We start from the raw sequence: 14,010 nt of genomic DNA, 5'->3' as shown, positions 1-14,010 counted from the left end.
CATGATGTCGGACCGGAAAACGACGGGCAATCTGGAGCCGGTCCGAAGACGCCCGATCCTGAGAGGGCAGGCAGCGTCCGTGATCGGGCCGTTGCCCCGCCTCATGGGGCGCTCAAGGCGTGTTTTGCAAAAACATGGGGGGACGCATCCCCGGACATTTTTCAGAGGCTCTTTTTCGCTTCTGTGAACGCGCTCCGACGATGCGGGCATCATTTTCCCGTGTCCGCGTCTGCCTGAAACCGCAGACATGACCGAAGGGCATAGCCGGGCATAGTTTTTTGCTTCATGTTTTTTCGGAACGTCTTTGCAGGGGGGATGCCGGGGTCCCGGAGGGAACAGGCCGCCACTTTCCGTGCCTTATCCTGCTGAGGTCTGCAAAGGCCCCGCTCCCGGGCATGGTTCCGCCTGAAGGAGCACTTCTGAAAACGATGCGCGTCTGATGCCGGTGTCTGATGCCGCCCATGAGAAGCGTCGGGGGGAACAGGAAAGAGGTCTCCGGCTGCATTTCTGCGGTGCGGGAAATCTGTTGCCGGAAAGGGCGGGCAAAGTTTTTTCTCCGGGGGCAAAGAATGTTTTCTGAACAGGCAGAGCTGACGGACTACGCCTGCCGGATGCGTTTTGGGAATGCTCATGCAGAATTTTTTCGACGGCACGTTCAGGGAAGACATTTTGCTCGGCAATGCTTTCGTCTTCGGGGATGATGTGAAGAAGTCGCTGCGTGTCTGCCTGCTTTGTTCGACTTCTCCTGAAAAGCACTCAATTGAAAAGCACTCAATCCTGCCTTGGTGGCGCGGCATTCTGCCTCCCGGTGCGCAGAATCCGTATATGGCCGTTGCCCGAGCCTTTCCTTTATGCGCGGAAAATCGTATGGGGGCAAACCGTCGCATATGTTTTGCGCTTCTGGAAGCTGCTGAAAGAGAGGTTGCCGCAGAGCCTTCATGAGGGGCTTGTGGTGTTTTCATGTCTGGAGGCGAGGCCGCAAACGTTTGACGCACTGGCGTGATGTCCCGATGGGACGTGAGAGTCGCGTTTCTGAACGCATTGTCGACGTTTGCTGTGGAGAAAGGAGCGGAGGAAAAACGTGCTGAACTGAGGGGAAAAGTTCGGGGGTGAGAGAGCGGGAAAGGAACAAGCTTGACATGAGAAGGCCGACAGCCTGTCCCATTTATTAAAACGAAGGCATGGAAAGGAGCCGTCGCATGCCCCAGTTTGGGCCCTGTTCAGATAATCATGCGGATAATCAAAGGAATATGGTTTTGAAAACCTTATATAAGAAATAAATCACAAAGCTTCCGTCCGCAAGAAAACGACTGATAACCTACTTGAAAGATATGATTTTTGAGCGTTTCGTCGAGGGAATGACGAAACCGGAATATTTTGTGTTCTCATAAGGGAGAAAATGTATAATATAATATATAACAATATGTTATCCAAAAACAAATTTTATTTTTCAGAAAAATGCGTTATTAAAATTTCAATAAATGTTGTTTCTTTTTACGCTTGTCTTCCGCCCTTGCGAAGATTTTTTATTTTTTATAATCCTATCATCATAGGCTTATTCAGATGCTTTTTTTAGAAAAGCATCCGGTGTGATGATCATTTTAATTTCAATGGGGGAGTATCATGGCGTGGACCCAAGTCTATGACCCAGTCGTCAGCGAAGTAGTCTCAGCCTGCATTGCGGCCATACCGCTTGTCATTCTGCTCTATATGCTGGCCATAAAACGTGCCAAGGGGCACATTGCTGCGCTGGCCGGACTCGCTTCCGCCTTCATCATTGCCGTCCTCATATGGCGCATGCCCGTGATCACGGCCATCAGTTCCGTCGGACTCGGCGTTGCCAACGGTCTGTTCCCCATCATCTGGATCGTCATCACCGCCGTCTGGGTCTACAACATGACCGTGGAATCCGGTGAGTTTGAGATCATCAAGGATTCTCTGGCCCGCGTGACTCCCGACCGCAGACTTCAGACCATCTTCATCGCCTTTGCCTTCGGCTCCTTCCTGGAAGGTACGGCGGGCTTCGGCACCCCCGTGGCCATCACTGCCGCCATGCTTGCAGGCCTCGGCTTCAACCCCATCTACGGCGCAGGTCTCTGCCTCATAGCCAACACGGCTCCCGTGGCCTTCGGTGCCATCGGCGCTCCCGTGCTTACCGCGGCCAGCGTGTCCGGCATGGATGCCAATCTCATCAGCCAGGTTGCGGCCCGTCAGCTTCCGCTGCTTGCCATCATCATTCCCTTCTGGCTGAGCATCGTCATGTGCGGCGTCCGTCGTTCCATGGAAATTCTGCCCGCCATTCTGGTCGCCGGCGTGTGCTTTGCCGGTGCTCAGTTCATTTTCGCCAACTTCCATGGTCCGACCCTGCCCGACATCATGTCGGCCATCGCCACCATCGTGGGTCTGCTCGTTCTGCTCCGCTACTGGAAGCCCAGCTCCATTTTCCGCTTTGCTGAAGATCCCGCCATCAGCACCGATGGTCCCGGCTATTCCGGCAAGGTCGTCCTGCGTGCCTGGGGCCCGTATCTCATCCTGGCCGTCATGGTGTTCCTGTGGGGGCTGCCGCAGTTCAAGGCCGTGCTGAACAGCATTTCCGCTCCCAGCTTCTCCTGGCCTCTGCTTGACGGCATGGTCAATCGTGCGGCTCCCATCGTGGCCACCGAGGCTCCTTATGCGGCCGTGTTCACCTTCGGCTGGGTATCCGCCGGCGGTACCGCCATTCTGCTTTCGGGCTTCATTGCCGTGCCTCTTATGCCCGGCTATTCCTATGCCAAGGCCGTGAAGTGTTTCTTCACCACGCTTCATCAGCTTCGTTTCCCCATCCTCACCATTGCCAGCGTGCTTGGTCTGGCCTTCCTCATGAACTATGCCGGCATGAGCTCCACTCTGGGTCTTGCCTTCACCAAGACCGGCAGCTTCTTCCCCTTCTTCGCTCCCCTCATCGGCTGGCTGGGCGTGTTCCTTACCGGTTCCGACACTTCGTCCAATGCGCTGTTCTGCAGCATGCAGCACACCACCGCCACGGCCGTGGGCATTCCGCCTGAACTGGCCGTCGCCTCCAACGCCGTGGGCGGCGTGACCGGCAAGATGATTTCTCCCCAGTCCATCAGCGTGGCCACCTCGGCTACCAACATGGTCGGACAGGAAGGCAATCTGTTCCGCTTCGCCCTGGGGCACAGCATTGCCCTGACGCTCATTCTCTGCGTGCTTGCCTACTGTCAGGCAGGCTTCCTGAGCTGGATGCTTCCGTAAGAAGGAAGACGGGATCTGCATGGAGCGTGTCCATGCAATCCATGCGGGAATCGTTCCGGGGGGTCGGAGCGATTCCCGCTTCCTTTTTCTGGGGAGTCACCGAAATCATGCATTTGGGGAAAACGTCGTTTTTCCCGTGCGTGTGATCCCGATCTCTTGCGTCCCGGGGGGCCTGCGGCTATACTGCCCGTCGAATTTCTTCACCATAACGGGGCTTGCCATGGAATTTACGGACAAGGAACAGGCCATTCTTCGCATTGCTCAGAAGAGCATACCCGATTCTCTTACCCCCTATGCGGACATGGCTGCCGCCACCGGCGCCACGGAAGAGGAAGTGCTCGAGCTTCTTTCCCGCCTCAAGGATTCAGGAGCCATCCGTCGTTTCGGCGCGAGCATCAAGCATCAGCGCACGGGCTGGACGCACAATGCCATGGTGTCGTGGATGGTTTCTCCTGAGGATGTGGACGAGGTGGGACGCAAGGCTGCCGAGCATCCGCGCATTTCCCACTGCTATTATCGTCCCAGCCCCTATCCGGCATGGCCGTATACCTTCTACACCATGATTCACGGCAAAAGCGAGAAGGACTGCCTGGATGTGGTGGAAGATCTGCGCAGGAGCACCGTTCTGGACAGGTTCGAGATTCTTGAGAGCCTGAAAGAGCTGAAAAAAATTTCCATGACGTACTTTGCGGAGCCGTCGAAGTAACAGGAGCAAGATATGAATACCAATCGTTCCCATGATCTTTTTGTTCACGCGCAAAAGCTCATTCCCGGCGGCGTGAACAGTCCCGTACGCGCCTGCCGCAACGTGCATGCCGATCCTCTGTTCATTGCCGATGCCAGGGGCTCTCATCTCACCACGGCCGACGGCGACGATGTCATTGATTTTCTCGGTTCCTGGGGCCCCATGCTGGTGGGACATGCGCATCCTGAGGTGACGGAGGCCATATGCAGGGCGGCTGCGCGCGGCACGAGCTACGGCGCTCCCTGTGAGGACGAGGTGCGTCTTGCCGATGAAGTGTGCGCGGCGCTGCCTTCGGTGGAAATGGTGCGCATGGTGAATTCCGGCACCGAAGCGACCATGAGCGCTCTGCGTCTGGCCCGCGGCGTGACCGGTCGCGACAAGATGATCAAGTTCATCGGCGGCTATCACGGCCATGGCGATGCGTTTCTTGCCAGCGCCGGTTCCGGCGTGGCCACGTTTTCCATTCCCGGTACGCCGGGCGTGCCCTCGGCCACCGTGGCCGATACGCTGCTTGCTCCCTACAATGATCTTGATGCCGTAAAGGCGCTTTTCGAGGCATGGCCCGACCAGATCGCCGCGCTGTTCGTGGAGCCCGTGGCGGGCAACATGGGACTCATGCTGCCGCAGCCCGGATTTTTGCGCGGTCTCAGGGAGCTGTGCACGAAGTATGGTGCGCTGCTGGTCTTTGATGAAGTCATCACGGGCTTCCGTCTCTCCTACGCCGGAGCACAGGGACGATTCGACATCATGCCCGATCTCACCACCTTCGGAAAGATCATCGGCGGCGGGCTTCCCGTGGGCGCCTACGGCGGCCGTGCCGACATCATGCGCCACATCGCGCCGGAAGGCGAAGTCTATCAGGCCGGAACGCTCTCGGGCAATCCGCTGGCCATGGCGGCCGGTCTGGCTACGCTGAACATTCTGAAGCATGCCGATTACGCGGGGCTTGAAGCCCGTGTCCACGCCTTTGTGGAAGAACTTCAGGAAATTCTTAAGGAAAAGGGCGTTCCGGTGCAGATTCCGCACATCGCATCTCTGTTCACCGTGTACTTCACGGAAGCTCCCCTTGTGGACTTCGCCAGCGTGCAGACCACCGATCAGAAGCTTTTTGAAACGTTCTACAAGCAGATGCGCGAGCAGGGCATATTCATGGCGCCTTCCGCCTTTGAAGCCAACATGCTTTCCTTTGCCCATAGCGACGAAGATTTTGCGAAGGCTCTGGAGGCCGCCCGCCACGTGAAGTTCTAGCGTGTGGCTGAAGAAGCATTGTTGGGACGCGGGGCTTCCGAAAGGACTCCGCGTCTTTTTTGTGCGCTTCGTTCAGAAAAGGAAGGAAACGTCTGTCGAGCCGTTGCCGGGACGGCGCTGGAGGCATCGAACGGATCCTCAAGCCTTGTTTGAAGGGGGCGGCATCTTAGGAGAAGATTTGCGTCAGCGTTCGGAAGGCGACCGGGGGGTGCGTCGACAAAGAAGCAGGCCGGATCGCGTGTCTTCATGATGAGAGAGCTCCCGTTCCATTCGGAACGGGAGCTCTCTCATCATGAAATTCAGCTCTGTGCGGGCGCATGGGAAGCGTTTTCGACTTTTGCGAACTGTCTTTGGGAAAAAGGAAAATCGCCCGGAAAAGGTCAGCGATCGGACTTTTTTCTTGTGGACTGACGCTGGGCCGCCGCGGCGGACTTGCGGGAGGGGGAACGTTTTTTCTGTATTTTGCGGGGGGCGGAGTAATTTGACTTCTTGAGCTGCGCCGCCTGTTTCTGGGAAACGCCGAGCTCTGCTATGGCGGTGCTTTTCTTTTTTGCCACGGCGGAAAAGCCGGCATTGAGCAGTCGTCTTGCTTCCGCCGCACGGACACCGGAGTTGGGCGCTCCGAGAATGACCGCAATGAGCTTGTGGCCCCGCTGACGGGCCGTGACGATGATGTTGTAGCCTGCGGCCGTCACCCAGCCTGTTTTCAGTCCGTCGAGTCCCGCGTAATGGCCGACCAGAGGATTGTGGTTGGGTTCCGTGTGCCCGCGATGAGTGACGGAGCGGGCGAGGTGATACCTTCTCGCGATGGGGTAGTGCGCCTGATAGGCTTTGGCTAGCTTGAGCATGTCGCGCGCCGTGGTGAGCTGTCCCTTGGCCGGCAGTCCGTGCACGTTGACGAACCGGGTGTTGTTCATGCCGAGCTGCCTGGCCAGTGCGTTCATTTTCTTGACGAAGGCGGACGTGGAGCCCGCCACATGTTCCGCCACCGCCACGCTGGCGTCGTTGCCCGAAGCCACGGCCATGCCGTAGAAAAGCTTGTCGAGGGTGACGCGTTCCCCGGAGCGCAGACCGAAGCGTGATCCTCCCGTCCGGGCCGCCGCGGCACTGATTTTCACGTTGTCGTGATAGTCTACCTTTCTGGCGCTGATGGCATTCATGGCGACGTACATGGAAATGACTTTGGTCAGAGATGCCGGGGGAATCTTCATGTCTGCACGCTGTTCATAGAGGATGCGTCCGGTCGTCACGTCCATGAGTATGGCGCTTTTGGCGTTGATGGGACCTGCCAGCGCGCTGGAGACGCAGAAAAGACAGAAGAGAACCGTAAGGGCGAGAATGCGACGAAAGCCGTTCGACGGATGTTGGATAGGCATGATCGTTCCTGATTCAGCTCATGAAATTGCGCCTTCCAGACTGCGTCTTCCGAAGAAACGGAGATGGGCGGCACGGCTTCGGAAAGAGGAGATTCCGGAGCGGGATGCGCGAGCACCTTGTGAATTTTTTAGACAATTTTTGGTTGAGCGGCAAGCCTGCAACGAGACTTGTAACAATTTTAATCCTGAAGGAGCGGATGGCCCCCGGGAGCGACATCATGCGGTCCCGGGGAAACGTCGCTTTCGTCAGGAACGCATGGAAGCGCGTTCTGATCCATGGGGGAGCCGAGGGCGTTCAAAGGAGATCGGAACGGCTGCCGTCATGGAGCGGCGAGGCCGGCAGGTGAGGAACATAGGGGGACTGACCCGCACAGGCCCGGCACAGAACGCCCATGGAGGCGGGATGGGGTTCGCCGCAGCTTATGCAGGCCGTCATGGGACCGGGAAGAGCTTCGTCCATGAAGACGGCGCGCATCTGCACGGGGGAGGCGGAAAGGATGGATATGCCCGCCTTCCGTATTTCATGCTCCAGGCGGACCTGTTCCCGTTCCCCATCTTCCAGCCGTTGAAGGACCCAGCGACGGATATGAGGCCACCCCGCAGTTTTGGCAAGATCAAGGTGTACGCGCACGCCCTTGCCGTTCTGTCTGCGGAAGAGCGTCAGGGCAAAGCGTCCGAGGGAAAGGACGTGCAGTCTGCCGTTTCCCGTGGTGCAGGGAGTGAGGAGCTGAACGGCGTCGGGCAGATCGCGTTCGGTTTCGCAGAGCGCATGATAGTTTTGGGTGCGTCCCATGGAGTGGAGCGCGAGTTCCACCATGGAGGCGCCTATGATCAGTCCCGGCGAGGCGGAACCGTGAAACGCTCTGGCCTCCTCGATGAAGTCGTCGAAGGATGTGAAGGGAATCATGACGTTACGCTCGTTTTTAAGGTTGGCCCCGCGCAAGGGCGCGCAGGACTTTTCTTCCTTTTAAAGCGCAATGCGTCCGTTTGATATGATAAGGTGACAAAAAAGCCGCCTCCGCGTGTGATGCGGAAGCGGCCTGATTGCTGTTGCCGGCGGAATTATTCCATGCCCATGGCTTTTTTGACCTTGTCGAAAATACCGGGCTTGTTCTGTTCTTCGGAGAGCTTTTCAAACTCTCTGAGCAGCTTTTCCTGCTCGGCGGAAAGCTTGGTGGGGGTCTTCACCACGACGCGCACCAGAAGGTCGCCCGTGCGCTTTTCTCCGGGGTATTTGAGTCCCTTGCCGCGAATCTGAAAAATCTTGCCGTTCTGCGTTCCCTTGGGAATGTCGAGGTCGAGAGTTTCCCCTTCGTTGAGACTGGGAATCTGGATGCGGGTACCGAGCGCAGCCTGGGGGAAGGTGATGGTGGCCGTGTAGATGAGGTTCTGCTCGTCGCGATCGAAAACGTCGTCGTCCTCGACGTGCAGCACCACGTAAAGATCGCCGGAAGGTCCGCCGTGCACGCCCATTTCGCCTTCTCCGCGCAGGCGCAGACGTGCGCCGTCATAGACGCCTGCGGGAATGCGCACGGAAAGTTCGCGCATGGTCTCCACAATGCCTTCGCCCTTGCACTTGGGGCAGGGCTTGGGAATGGTGAAGCCGCGACCGTGGCAGGTGGGGCAGGGCTGTACGAACTGCATGAAGCCCTGACGAATGGCGACCTGTCCGGACCCGCCGCATTTTTTGCAGGTTTCACGGGAAGATCCCTTGGCGGCACCGGAGCCGTTGCATTCGGGACAGGTGGCATGGCGGGGGATCTTGATGGTTTTTTCCGTGCCCTTGGCCGCTTCACGGAAGGAAATGGTCATGTTGTAGCGCAGATCGTCGCCCTGCTGGGGTCTGGGGCCGCGGGAACGGGCCCCTCCGAAGCCGAACAGATCGCCGAACACGTCTCCGAACTGGGCGAAAATGTCTTCCGCGCTGTTGAAGGTCGTGCCTCCCATGCCGGGATCGGCGGTACCGAATCGGTCGTAGTTGGCCCTGCGCTCAGGATTGCGGAGAACGTCGTAGGCTTCGGCGGCCTCCTTGAACTTCTGTTCAGCCTCGGGATTGTTCGGATTGTGGTCGGGATGATATTTGAGCGCCAGCTTGCGGTAGGCGTGCTTGATCTCTTCGTCCGAAGCATCCCGGGAGACGCCCAGAATTTCATAATAATCGCGCTTGCTCATGAGACTGTTCCGTAACGCAGGGATTAATCGTCAAGATCGGGCGTGGTTTCGCCTTCAACGGGGGTGTAGAAGCGCTTGTCTTCGGGCAGAACCTTGCCGGCGGCGATTTCGCGCAGAGCGGTGACGACTTCCTTGTTCTTGCTGTCTACCAGAGGTTCGTAGCCTTCGCGGAACTGGCGCACGCGCTTGATGGCCATCTGCACGAGCAGGAAACGGTTGTTCACGCGGCGCTGGCAATCTTCAACGGTAATACGGGCCATGGAATGCCTCCAGAAAGTTTATCCGGGCAAGCCGGGTGATGTCGAAACATATGCGAGGCCCCGTGCCGGAAGGAACACGGGGAAAATAAAACTTGCGGTATGATGCCGAACCATCTTTTTTATCTGGAGCGCCTGGGGTTGTCAATACATTGAGCGACGTTCCAGACCCGGGAGAGGCCCGGACCTCTCCCGGAATACGCCTCGTTGTCGAGGCGAACGGAGTTTTTCGTTGCGGACTATTTTTTGCGCCTGCCGAAGCGGTGCGTCGGTTTTTCCGTCTCCGTTCTGATGGCGAAAAAGTCGTCGGGAGCGCCGTGGAATCCGTCGTGTTCCCTGTGGTCGCGGGATTCACGGCCGGGGCGGAACGAATGATCGCGCGGTGCGTGCCTGTCTTCGCGGCGGTCGGAGAAGCGGCGTTCTCTGCGTTCCTCGTTCCCGTGGAAACGGGAGGGACGGAAGGAGCGCTCTTCGTCGGCAAAGCCTTCATCCTGCCGGTCATGCCGTTTCGGGAAGGGACGGCCGGGTCTGCCTCCGCGGCGTTCTTCTCTGTCGGCGAAGCGGCCGCCTCTGCGTTCGCCGCCTTCCCTTTCGCGGAAGAAGCGCTGTCCGGCGCTGTCCTCGTCATCCTGACGGAAGCGGGGACGGGCAGGACGGAACGGACGGCGGGACTCCTTTTCTCCGCGGAAAGGAGAGTCCTCACGGAAGGACCGTTCTTCCTCATTGCCCCGGAAGGGACGGCGATCCCTGCGGAAGGAGCGGCCTTCTTCTCTCGGGAAGCGCTCTTCCTCATCGCGGAACGACGTTTTTTTGTTCACGACTCTGCGGCCGGAACGGAATTCGTCTCTGCCGTTCTCCTCGTTTCTGCGGCGATCCCTCTCCCAGGGCTTCGGGCGGCGGGGACGGAAGGAGTCCTCGCGAGGAGTTTCCTCATCCCAGGTGTCGGAGGCGTAGCGGCGCTGGCGGGCGAGTTCTTCATCGTCGCGGCGGGGACGGAAGCCCTTTCTGTCGGCGAAGGCACGGCGCTTGCCGCGACGCTGATCGTCCTTGTCCTCAAAGCGGGCGCGCTGCTGCGCGCGGTCGTCATGTCTGCGACGGAAGGGACGACGTCCTTCCTCTTCTTTCAGATGTTCCAAGTCTATCTCCAGTCGACCGACGTGCACGCCGGTCAGTTTTACGGTCACTCTCTGTCCGAGGCGGAACGTTTCGCCGCTGTGTTCGCCGCGCAGTTCCTGCCTTTCCTCATCAAATATGTAGTAGTCCCGGCCGAGCGTCTCCACCCGGACCATGCCCTCGACAGGCATGCAGTCGAGCTCCACGAAGAAGCCGAAGTTCATGACGCCGCTGATGACGCCTTCGAAGGTTTCTCCCGTGCGGCCCATGAGCAGCAGACATCCCATGCGGCGGTCGATTTCCCGTTCGGCGTCGGTGGCCACGCGTTCTCTGCCGTTGCACTGCTCCGCCGTTTCCAGCAGCTTGTGGCCCGTGGGGATGGGCCCGCCCGTATCGAGGCCGAGAACATAGCGTAAGGCCCGATGATTCACAAGGTCGGCATAGCGGCGTATGGGCGATGTGAAGTGGCAGTAGCAGGCCGAGGCGAGACCGAAGTGTCCGTCTTCCTCGGGCGAGTAGCGTGCCTGCATCATGGAACGCAGGGTGAGCCGACTGACGATGAAGGCCTGATCCGTGCCCGAGGCGGCGTCCAGCACGTGGGTGAGCCAGTTGGGCACCGCGGCTTTCGCCGCGCGGGGAAGGGGCAGCTCGGCGTCCGTGGAGCGGAGCGTGTGGTAAAGTTCCTCCAGCCTGTCCGCGCCGGGCGCGGGATGCACGCGGTAGAGCAGCGGAGCACCCTTGCGGGTGAGAAATTCCGCCACGGCCTCGTTGGCGCGCACCATGAAGGCCTCGATGAGCCGGTGGCTGAACAGCCTTTCTCTGTTGCGTATTCCCGTGACGCGCGAGATGCCGTTTTTTTCCTCCACCACGAATTCCGCTTCGGGAATGTCGAAGTCCAGCGCGCCTTGTCTGTGGCGGCGTTCCATGAGAACGGCGGCAAGATCGGCCGCTTCCTGCAGCATGGAAAGAACGCCCGGAGCTCTTTCTTCCACGGCAGCGGCCGTTTCACCCTGCGGATCATCCAGCGCGGCCTGAACCTCACGGTAGGTCAGGCGGGCGTGGGAGCGCATGACGGCGTTGAAGAAGCGGGAATCCGTCAGATTGCCGTTTTCATCAAGACGCATGTCCACGGCCATGCAGCGGCGGTCCTCATCGGGCCTCAGGCTGCACACGCCGTTGCACAGTGCCTCGGGAAGCATGGGCTCCACGGACAGGGGAAAATAGTAGGAATTGCCGCGATCGCGAGCTTCCCTGTCGAGCGCCGTTTTCGGGCGGACATAGTGGGACACGTCCGCAATGGCCACGAGAAGACGCCATCCTTCGGACGTGCGGGCGGCGCACACGGCATCGTCGAAGTCCCGCGCGTCTTCGCCGTCTATGGTGACGAGCATCTCTTCGCGCAGATCCGCAAGGCCTGCCATGTCTTCCGACAGGCTTCGGGCCGCCTCTTCCGCTTCGGCAATGACGTTGTCGGGAAATTCCGTGGGAATGCCGTTGTTGATCTTGGTCAGGCGTTCCTGCACGAGGGCGTCGTTTTCAAGTCCGAGCGTGGCGAGTGCCTTTCCGGCCCACAGATCCCGCTCTCCGTGCTCCTCGAGCTTTTCATCCACGGAGATGCGCAGAAGTTCGTTTTCCTCAGGCGTTTTTTCCATTGCCGATACGTCGGCCAGCACGTCGAAGCAGAGCCGGGAGTCCGCGGGGCGGCAGAGCATGGTGTTTTCTTTGCTGCCTCTGCGCAGAACGCGGCACACGATGTCGGTCCGGGCCCGGCTCACCACGGCAATGACGCGGCCTTCCTGCTTCTTGAGCGAGCCGCGCTTTCTGGGCAGAAGCATGACGTCCACAAGATCGCCGTTCCAGGCGTCGCCCACGTCCTCCGGGGCGATATAGATGTCCTGTCCGGTTTTCGCCTGGGCGTCCTCGGGGGTGACGAAGGCCGCCCCCGAGCGCTGAGCGGCCAGAATGCCCCGGCGTCGTTTCAGATGTTCCGCCAGTACCCAGCTTCCGCCTTCAAGACGGACGGCCTCGCCGTTGCGGACCAGATCGTGCAGCGCATCCTGAACGTCCCTTTTGAGCTTGCGTGAAAAGCCGCCGATGCGGAGAATGTCGTCGAGTCGCAGGGGGCGTCCTGCGTTTCTGAGAATGTCGAACAAAAGCTGTTCGTCGAAATCTTCTTGTTTTTTCATGATGTTCTTATTTTTTCGGGCAGAGAAGGGCCCGGTTTGCAGATGTCGGAAAACGTTGCTCCGTCAGACGAGATGACGGGTGAGCCAGCCGTTCCACCAGGTTTCAAAGTCCGTTTCCGGTTCGGACGAAGAGACGCCGGCAACGGCTTCGGCGCTCAGGGAAGCGAAGAATTCGGCCGATACCTCGAGGGAAAAGGCGGGGACGGCAAGGCTGAGCGGCGCGAGTTTGACGGCGTCCTTGCCGGTGCAGACCACGGGAAGGCCCGGAGCTTCGATCGCGGCCTTTTCCTTGCTGAAGTCGTGATGATCGGGAAAGGAGAGCATTTTTTCCGGAGGCCTGCGGAAAAATTCGGTGACCGTGCGCAGCGCCTGGGACGGGTCGCCGATGCCGCAGACGAACACGTAGGGGCCGGCAACGGCTGCGGCGTCCCTGTACCGCGCACCGTCAGAGGGCGTCGTGCGCATGTCGAGCGGCCGCAGACCGACGGGCGCCATGCGGAACGCGAATACCGGCCGGGGACGACTCGAGAGCCTTGCCTTCAGAGCGGGTACGAGCGCAGGCCATTCGTCGGGAACGGTTTTGATGAGAAAGAGGTCCGCCTCGTCCAGTGCCGATTCCCGCTCCCTCCAGCTTCCTGCAGGGATGACCCTGTTCCAGTTTGACGGCGGGCGGCCGGAGAGTGGAGCAAAGGGCACGTCGTCTCTGTCGAGAAGCACGATGTCGAGATCCCGCCCCGTGGAAAGGTGCTGGAAGCCGTCGTCGAGCAGATAGAAGTCGGGGGGATCATGCTCCTCAAGAAAGCGTCCCGCCCTGTTTCTGTCGGGATCGACCATGACGACGGCGTCGGGATGAGCGGAAGCCAGCATGAGGGGCTCGTCTCCGCACTCCGAGGCGGAGACGCCGGGCCGGGCGCGCAGGGGAAGGCTGGAAGGATGGGCGCCGTAGCCGCGCGTGAGCACGGCGACACGCAGACCTCTTTTTGCGGCCTGGGAGAGCAGCCAGTCCGTAACGGGGGTCTTGCCTGTGCCTCCCCAGGAAATGTTGCCTATGGAAGCGCAGGGACGGGGAGGTTTCCACTGCCTGAGCACGCCCTTTCGGGTGAGACGTCTCCGAAGACTGCCTCCCAGACCATAGATCAGGGAGAGAGGCAGAAGCAGCGGGGCGAGAATGTCTTGAAGAGGATGGCGTTTCGCCATGGCGGCACCGGGCGGAAAGACGTTCGTGCCCAAATGGGCCGTCGGACGGCGACGGACCGCGCGTCAGGCGCGCTGAACGGGCGTGTAGTTGATGACGGAATCTTCGTCCGTGCGTTCCAGCTTGAAGATGACGGGACGCAGACCGTCGTTGCAGCTTGCTATGGCCACACCCGGCGTCCGTATCCAGTCGCCGTAGTAGAAGAGTTCGTCTCCCGAACCGTGGGCCAGAGCGAAGACATACTGGTAGACGGCCTTCCATGCTTCGTCGCAGAAATGGTCGGGCTTTGCGTAGTCGGCAAAAAAGACGTCGCCGGCCTTCATCATGGGGCAGGGGCCGAGTCCCTTTACGCCGTATTCTTCGGCGAGCTCCTGATCGAAGGTCGTTTTCAGAACGGTTATTTTGACCTTTTTCATGGAAAGCCCCTCACGGGGCGGACGGAACGGCCCCGCAATGACATGACGGC

11 protein-coding genes are annotated in these 14,010 nt (G+C 59.5%); 4 read left to right on the top strand and 7 right to left on the bottom strand.

Features of this window, described 5'->3' with window-relative positions:
* Positions 1-630: 630 nt before the first annotated feature.
* The 4 genes from QZZ60_RS06740 to hemL all read left to right on the top strand — a co-directional run bounded on the left by QZZ60_RS06740 (position 631) and on the right by hemL (position 5,245).
* The gene (locus QZZ60_RS06740; RefSeq protein WP_295639628.1) at positions 631-942 is read left to right on the top strand and encodes a hypothetical protein; all 312 of its coding nucleotides are present in this window, start codon (positions 631-633) and stop codon (positions 940-942) included.
* 681 nt (positions 943-1,623) lie between these two features.
* Positions 1,624-3,252 carry an L-lactate permease gene (locus QZZ60_RS06735; protein ID WP_295639625.1) on the top strand — a complete coding sequence of 543 codons (1,629 nt, stop codon included), beginning with the start codon at positions 1,624-1,626 and terminating at the stop codon, positions 3,250-3,252.
* A gap of 220 nt (positions 3,253-3,472) precedes the next feature.
* Complete coding sequence (locus tag QZZ60_RS06730) at positions 3,473-3,958, top strand: siroheme decarboxylase subunit beta (RefSeq protein ID WP_295639622.1); 486 nt, start codon at positions 3,473-3,475, stop codon at positions 3,956-3,958.
* A gap of 12 nt (positions 3,959-3,970) precedes the next feature.
* The gene (hemL, locus tag QZZ60_RS06725) at positions 3,971-5,245 is read left to right on the top strand and encodes a glutamate-1-semialdehyde 2,1-aminomutase (protein ID WP_295639619.1); all 1,275 of its coding nucleotides are present in this window, start codon (positions 3,971-3,973) and stop codon (positions 5,243-5,245) included.
* 380 nt (positions 5,246-5,625) lie between these two features.
* Here hemL and QZZ60_RS06720 read toward each other — a convergent pair whose 3' ends face one another.
* The 7 genes from QZZ60_RS06720 to QZZ60_RS06690 form a co-directional block, all read right to left on the bottom strand.
* Positions 5,626-6,621 carry a D-alanyl-D-alanine carboxypeptidase family protein gene (locus QZZ60_RS06720; RefSeq protein WP_295639616.1) on the bottom strand — a complete coding sequence of 332 codons (996 nt, stop codon included), beginning with the start codon at positions 6,619-6,621 and terminating at the stop codon, positions 5,626-5,628.
* Positions 6,622-6,916: 295 nt separating this feature from the next.
* Positions 6,917-7,528 (bottom strand): formylmethanofuran dehydrogenase subunit E family protein, encoded by a 612-nt coding sequence (locus QZZ60_RS06715; protein ID WP_295639613.1) that lies wholly within the window; start codon positions 7,526-7,528, stop codon positions 6,917-6,919.
* Positions 7,529-7,683: 155 nt separating this feature from the next.
* Positions 7,684-8,793, bottom strand: coding sequence for a molecular chaperone DnaJ (gene dnaJ / locus QZZ60_RS06710; RefSeq protein WP_295639610.1), 1,110 nt, complete (start codon positions 8,791-8,793; stop codon positions 7,684-7,686).
* Positions 8,794-8,816: 23 nt separating this feature from the next.
* Complete coding sequence (gene rpoZ / locus QZZ60_RS06705) at positions 8,817-9,053, bottom strand: DNA-directed RNA polymerase subunit omega (protein ID WP_295639607.1); 237 nt, start codon at positions 9,051-9,053, stop codon at positions 8,817-8,819.
* Positions 9,054-9,289: 236 nt separating this feature from the next.
* Entirely contained in the window at positions 9,290-12,349 is a 3,060-nt protein-coding gene (gene rnr / locus QZZ60_RS06700; RefSeq protein WP_295639604.1) for a ribonuclease R, read from the bottom strand.
* A 63-nt stretch (positions 12,350-12,412) separates the two neighbouring features.
* Entirely contained in the window at positions 12,413-13,546 is a 1,134-nt protein-coding gene (gene lpxK / locus QZZ60_RS06695; RefSeq protein WP_295639602.1) for a tetraacyldisaccharide 4'-kinase, read from the bottom strand.
* A gap of 63 nt (positions 13,547-13,609) precedes the next feature.
* A partial coding sequence (locus tag QZZ60_RS06690; protein WP_295639599.1) for a TIGR04076 family protein occupies positions 13,610-14,010 on the bottom strand: 401 nt, incomplete at its 5' end.

Source organism: uncultured Mailhella sp., from assembly GCF_905187505.1.
Classification (GTDB): domain Bacteria; phylum Desulfobacterota; class Desulfovibrionia; order Desulfovibrionales; family Desulfovibrionaceae; genus Mailhella.
Note: the sequence above shows the minus strand (reverse complement) of the source record. Positions and strands in the feature narration are given on the sequence as shown.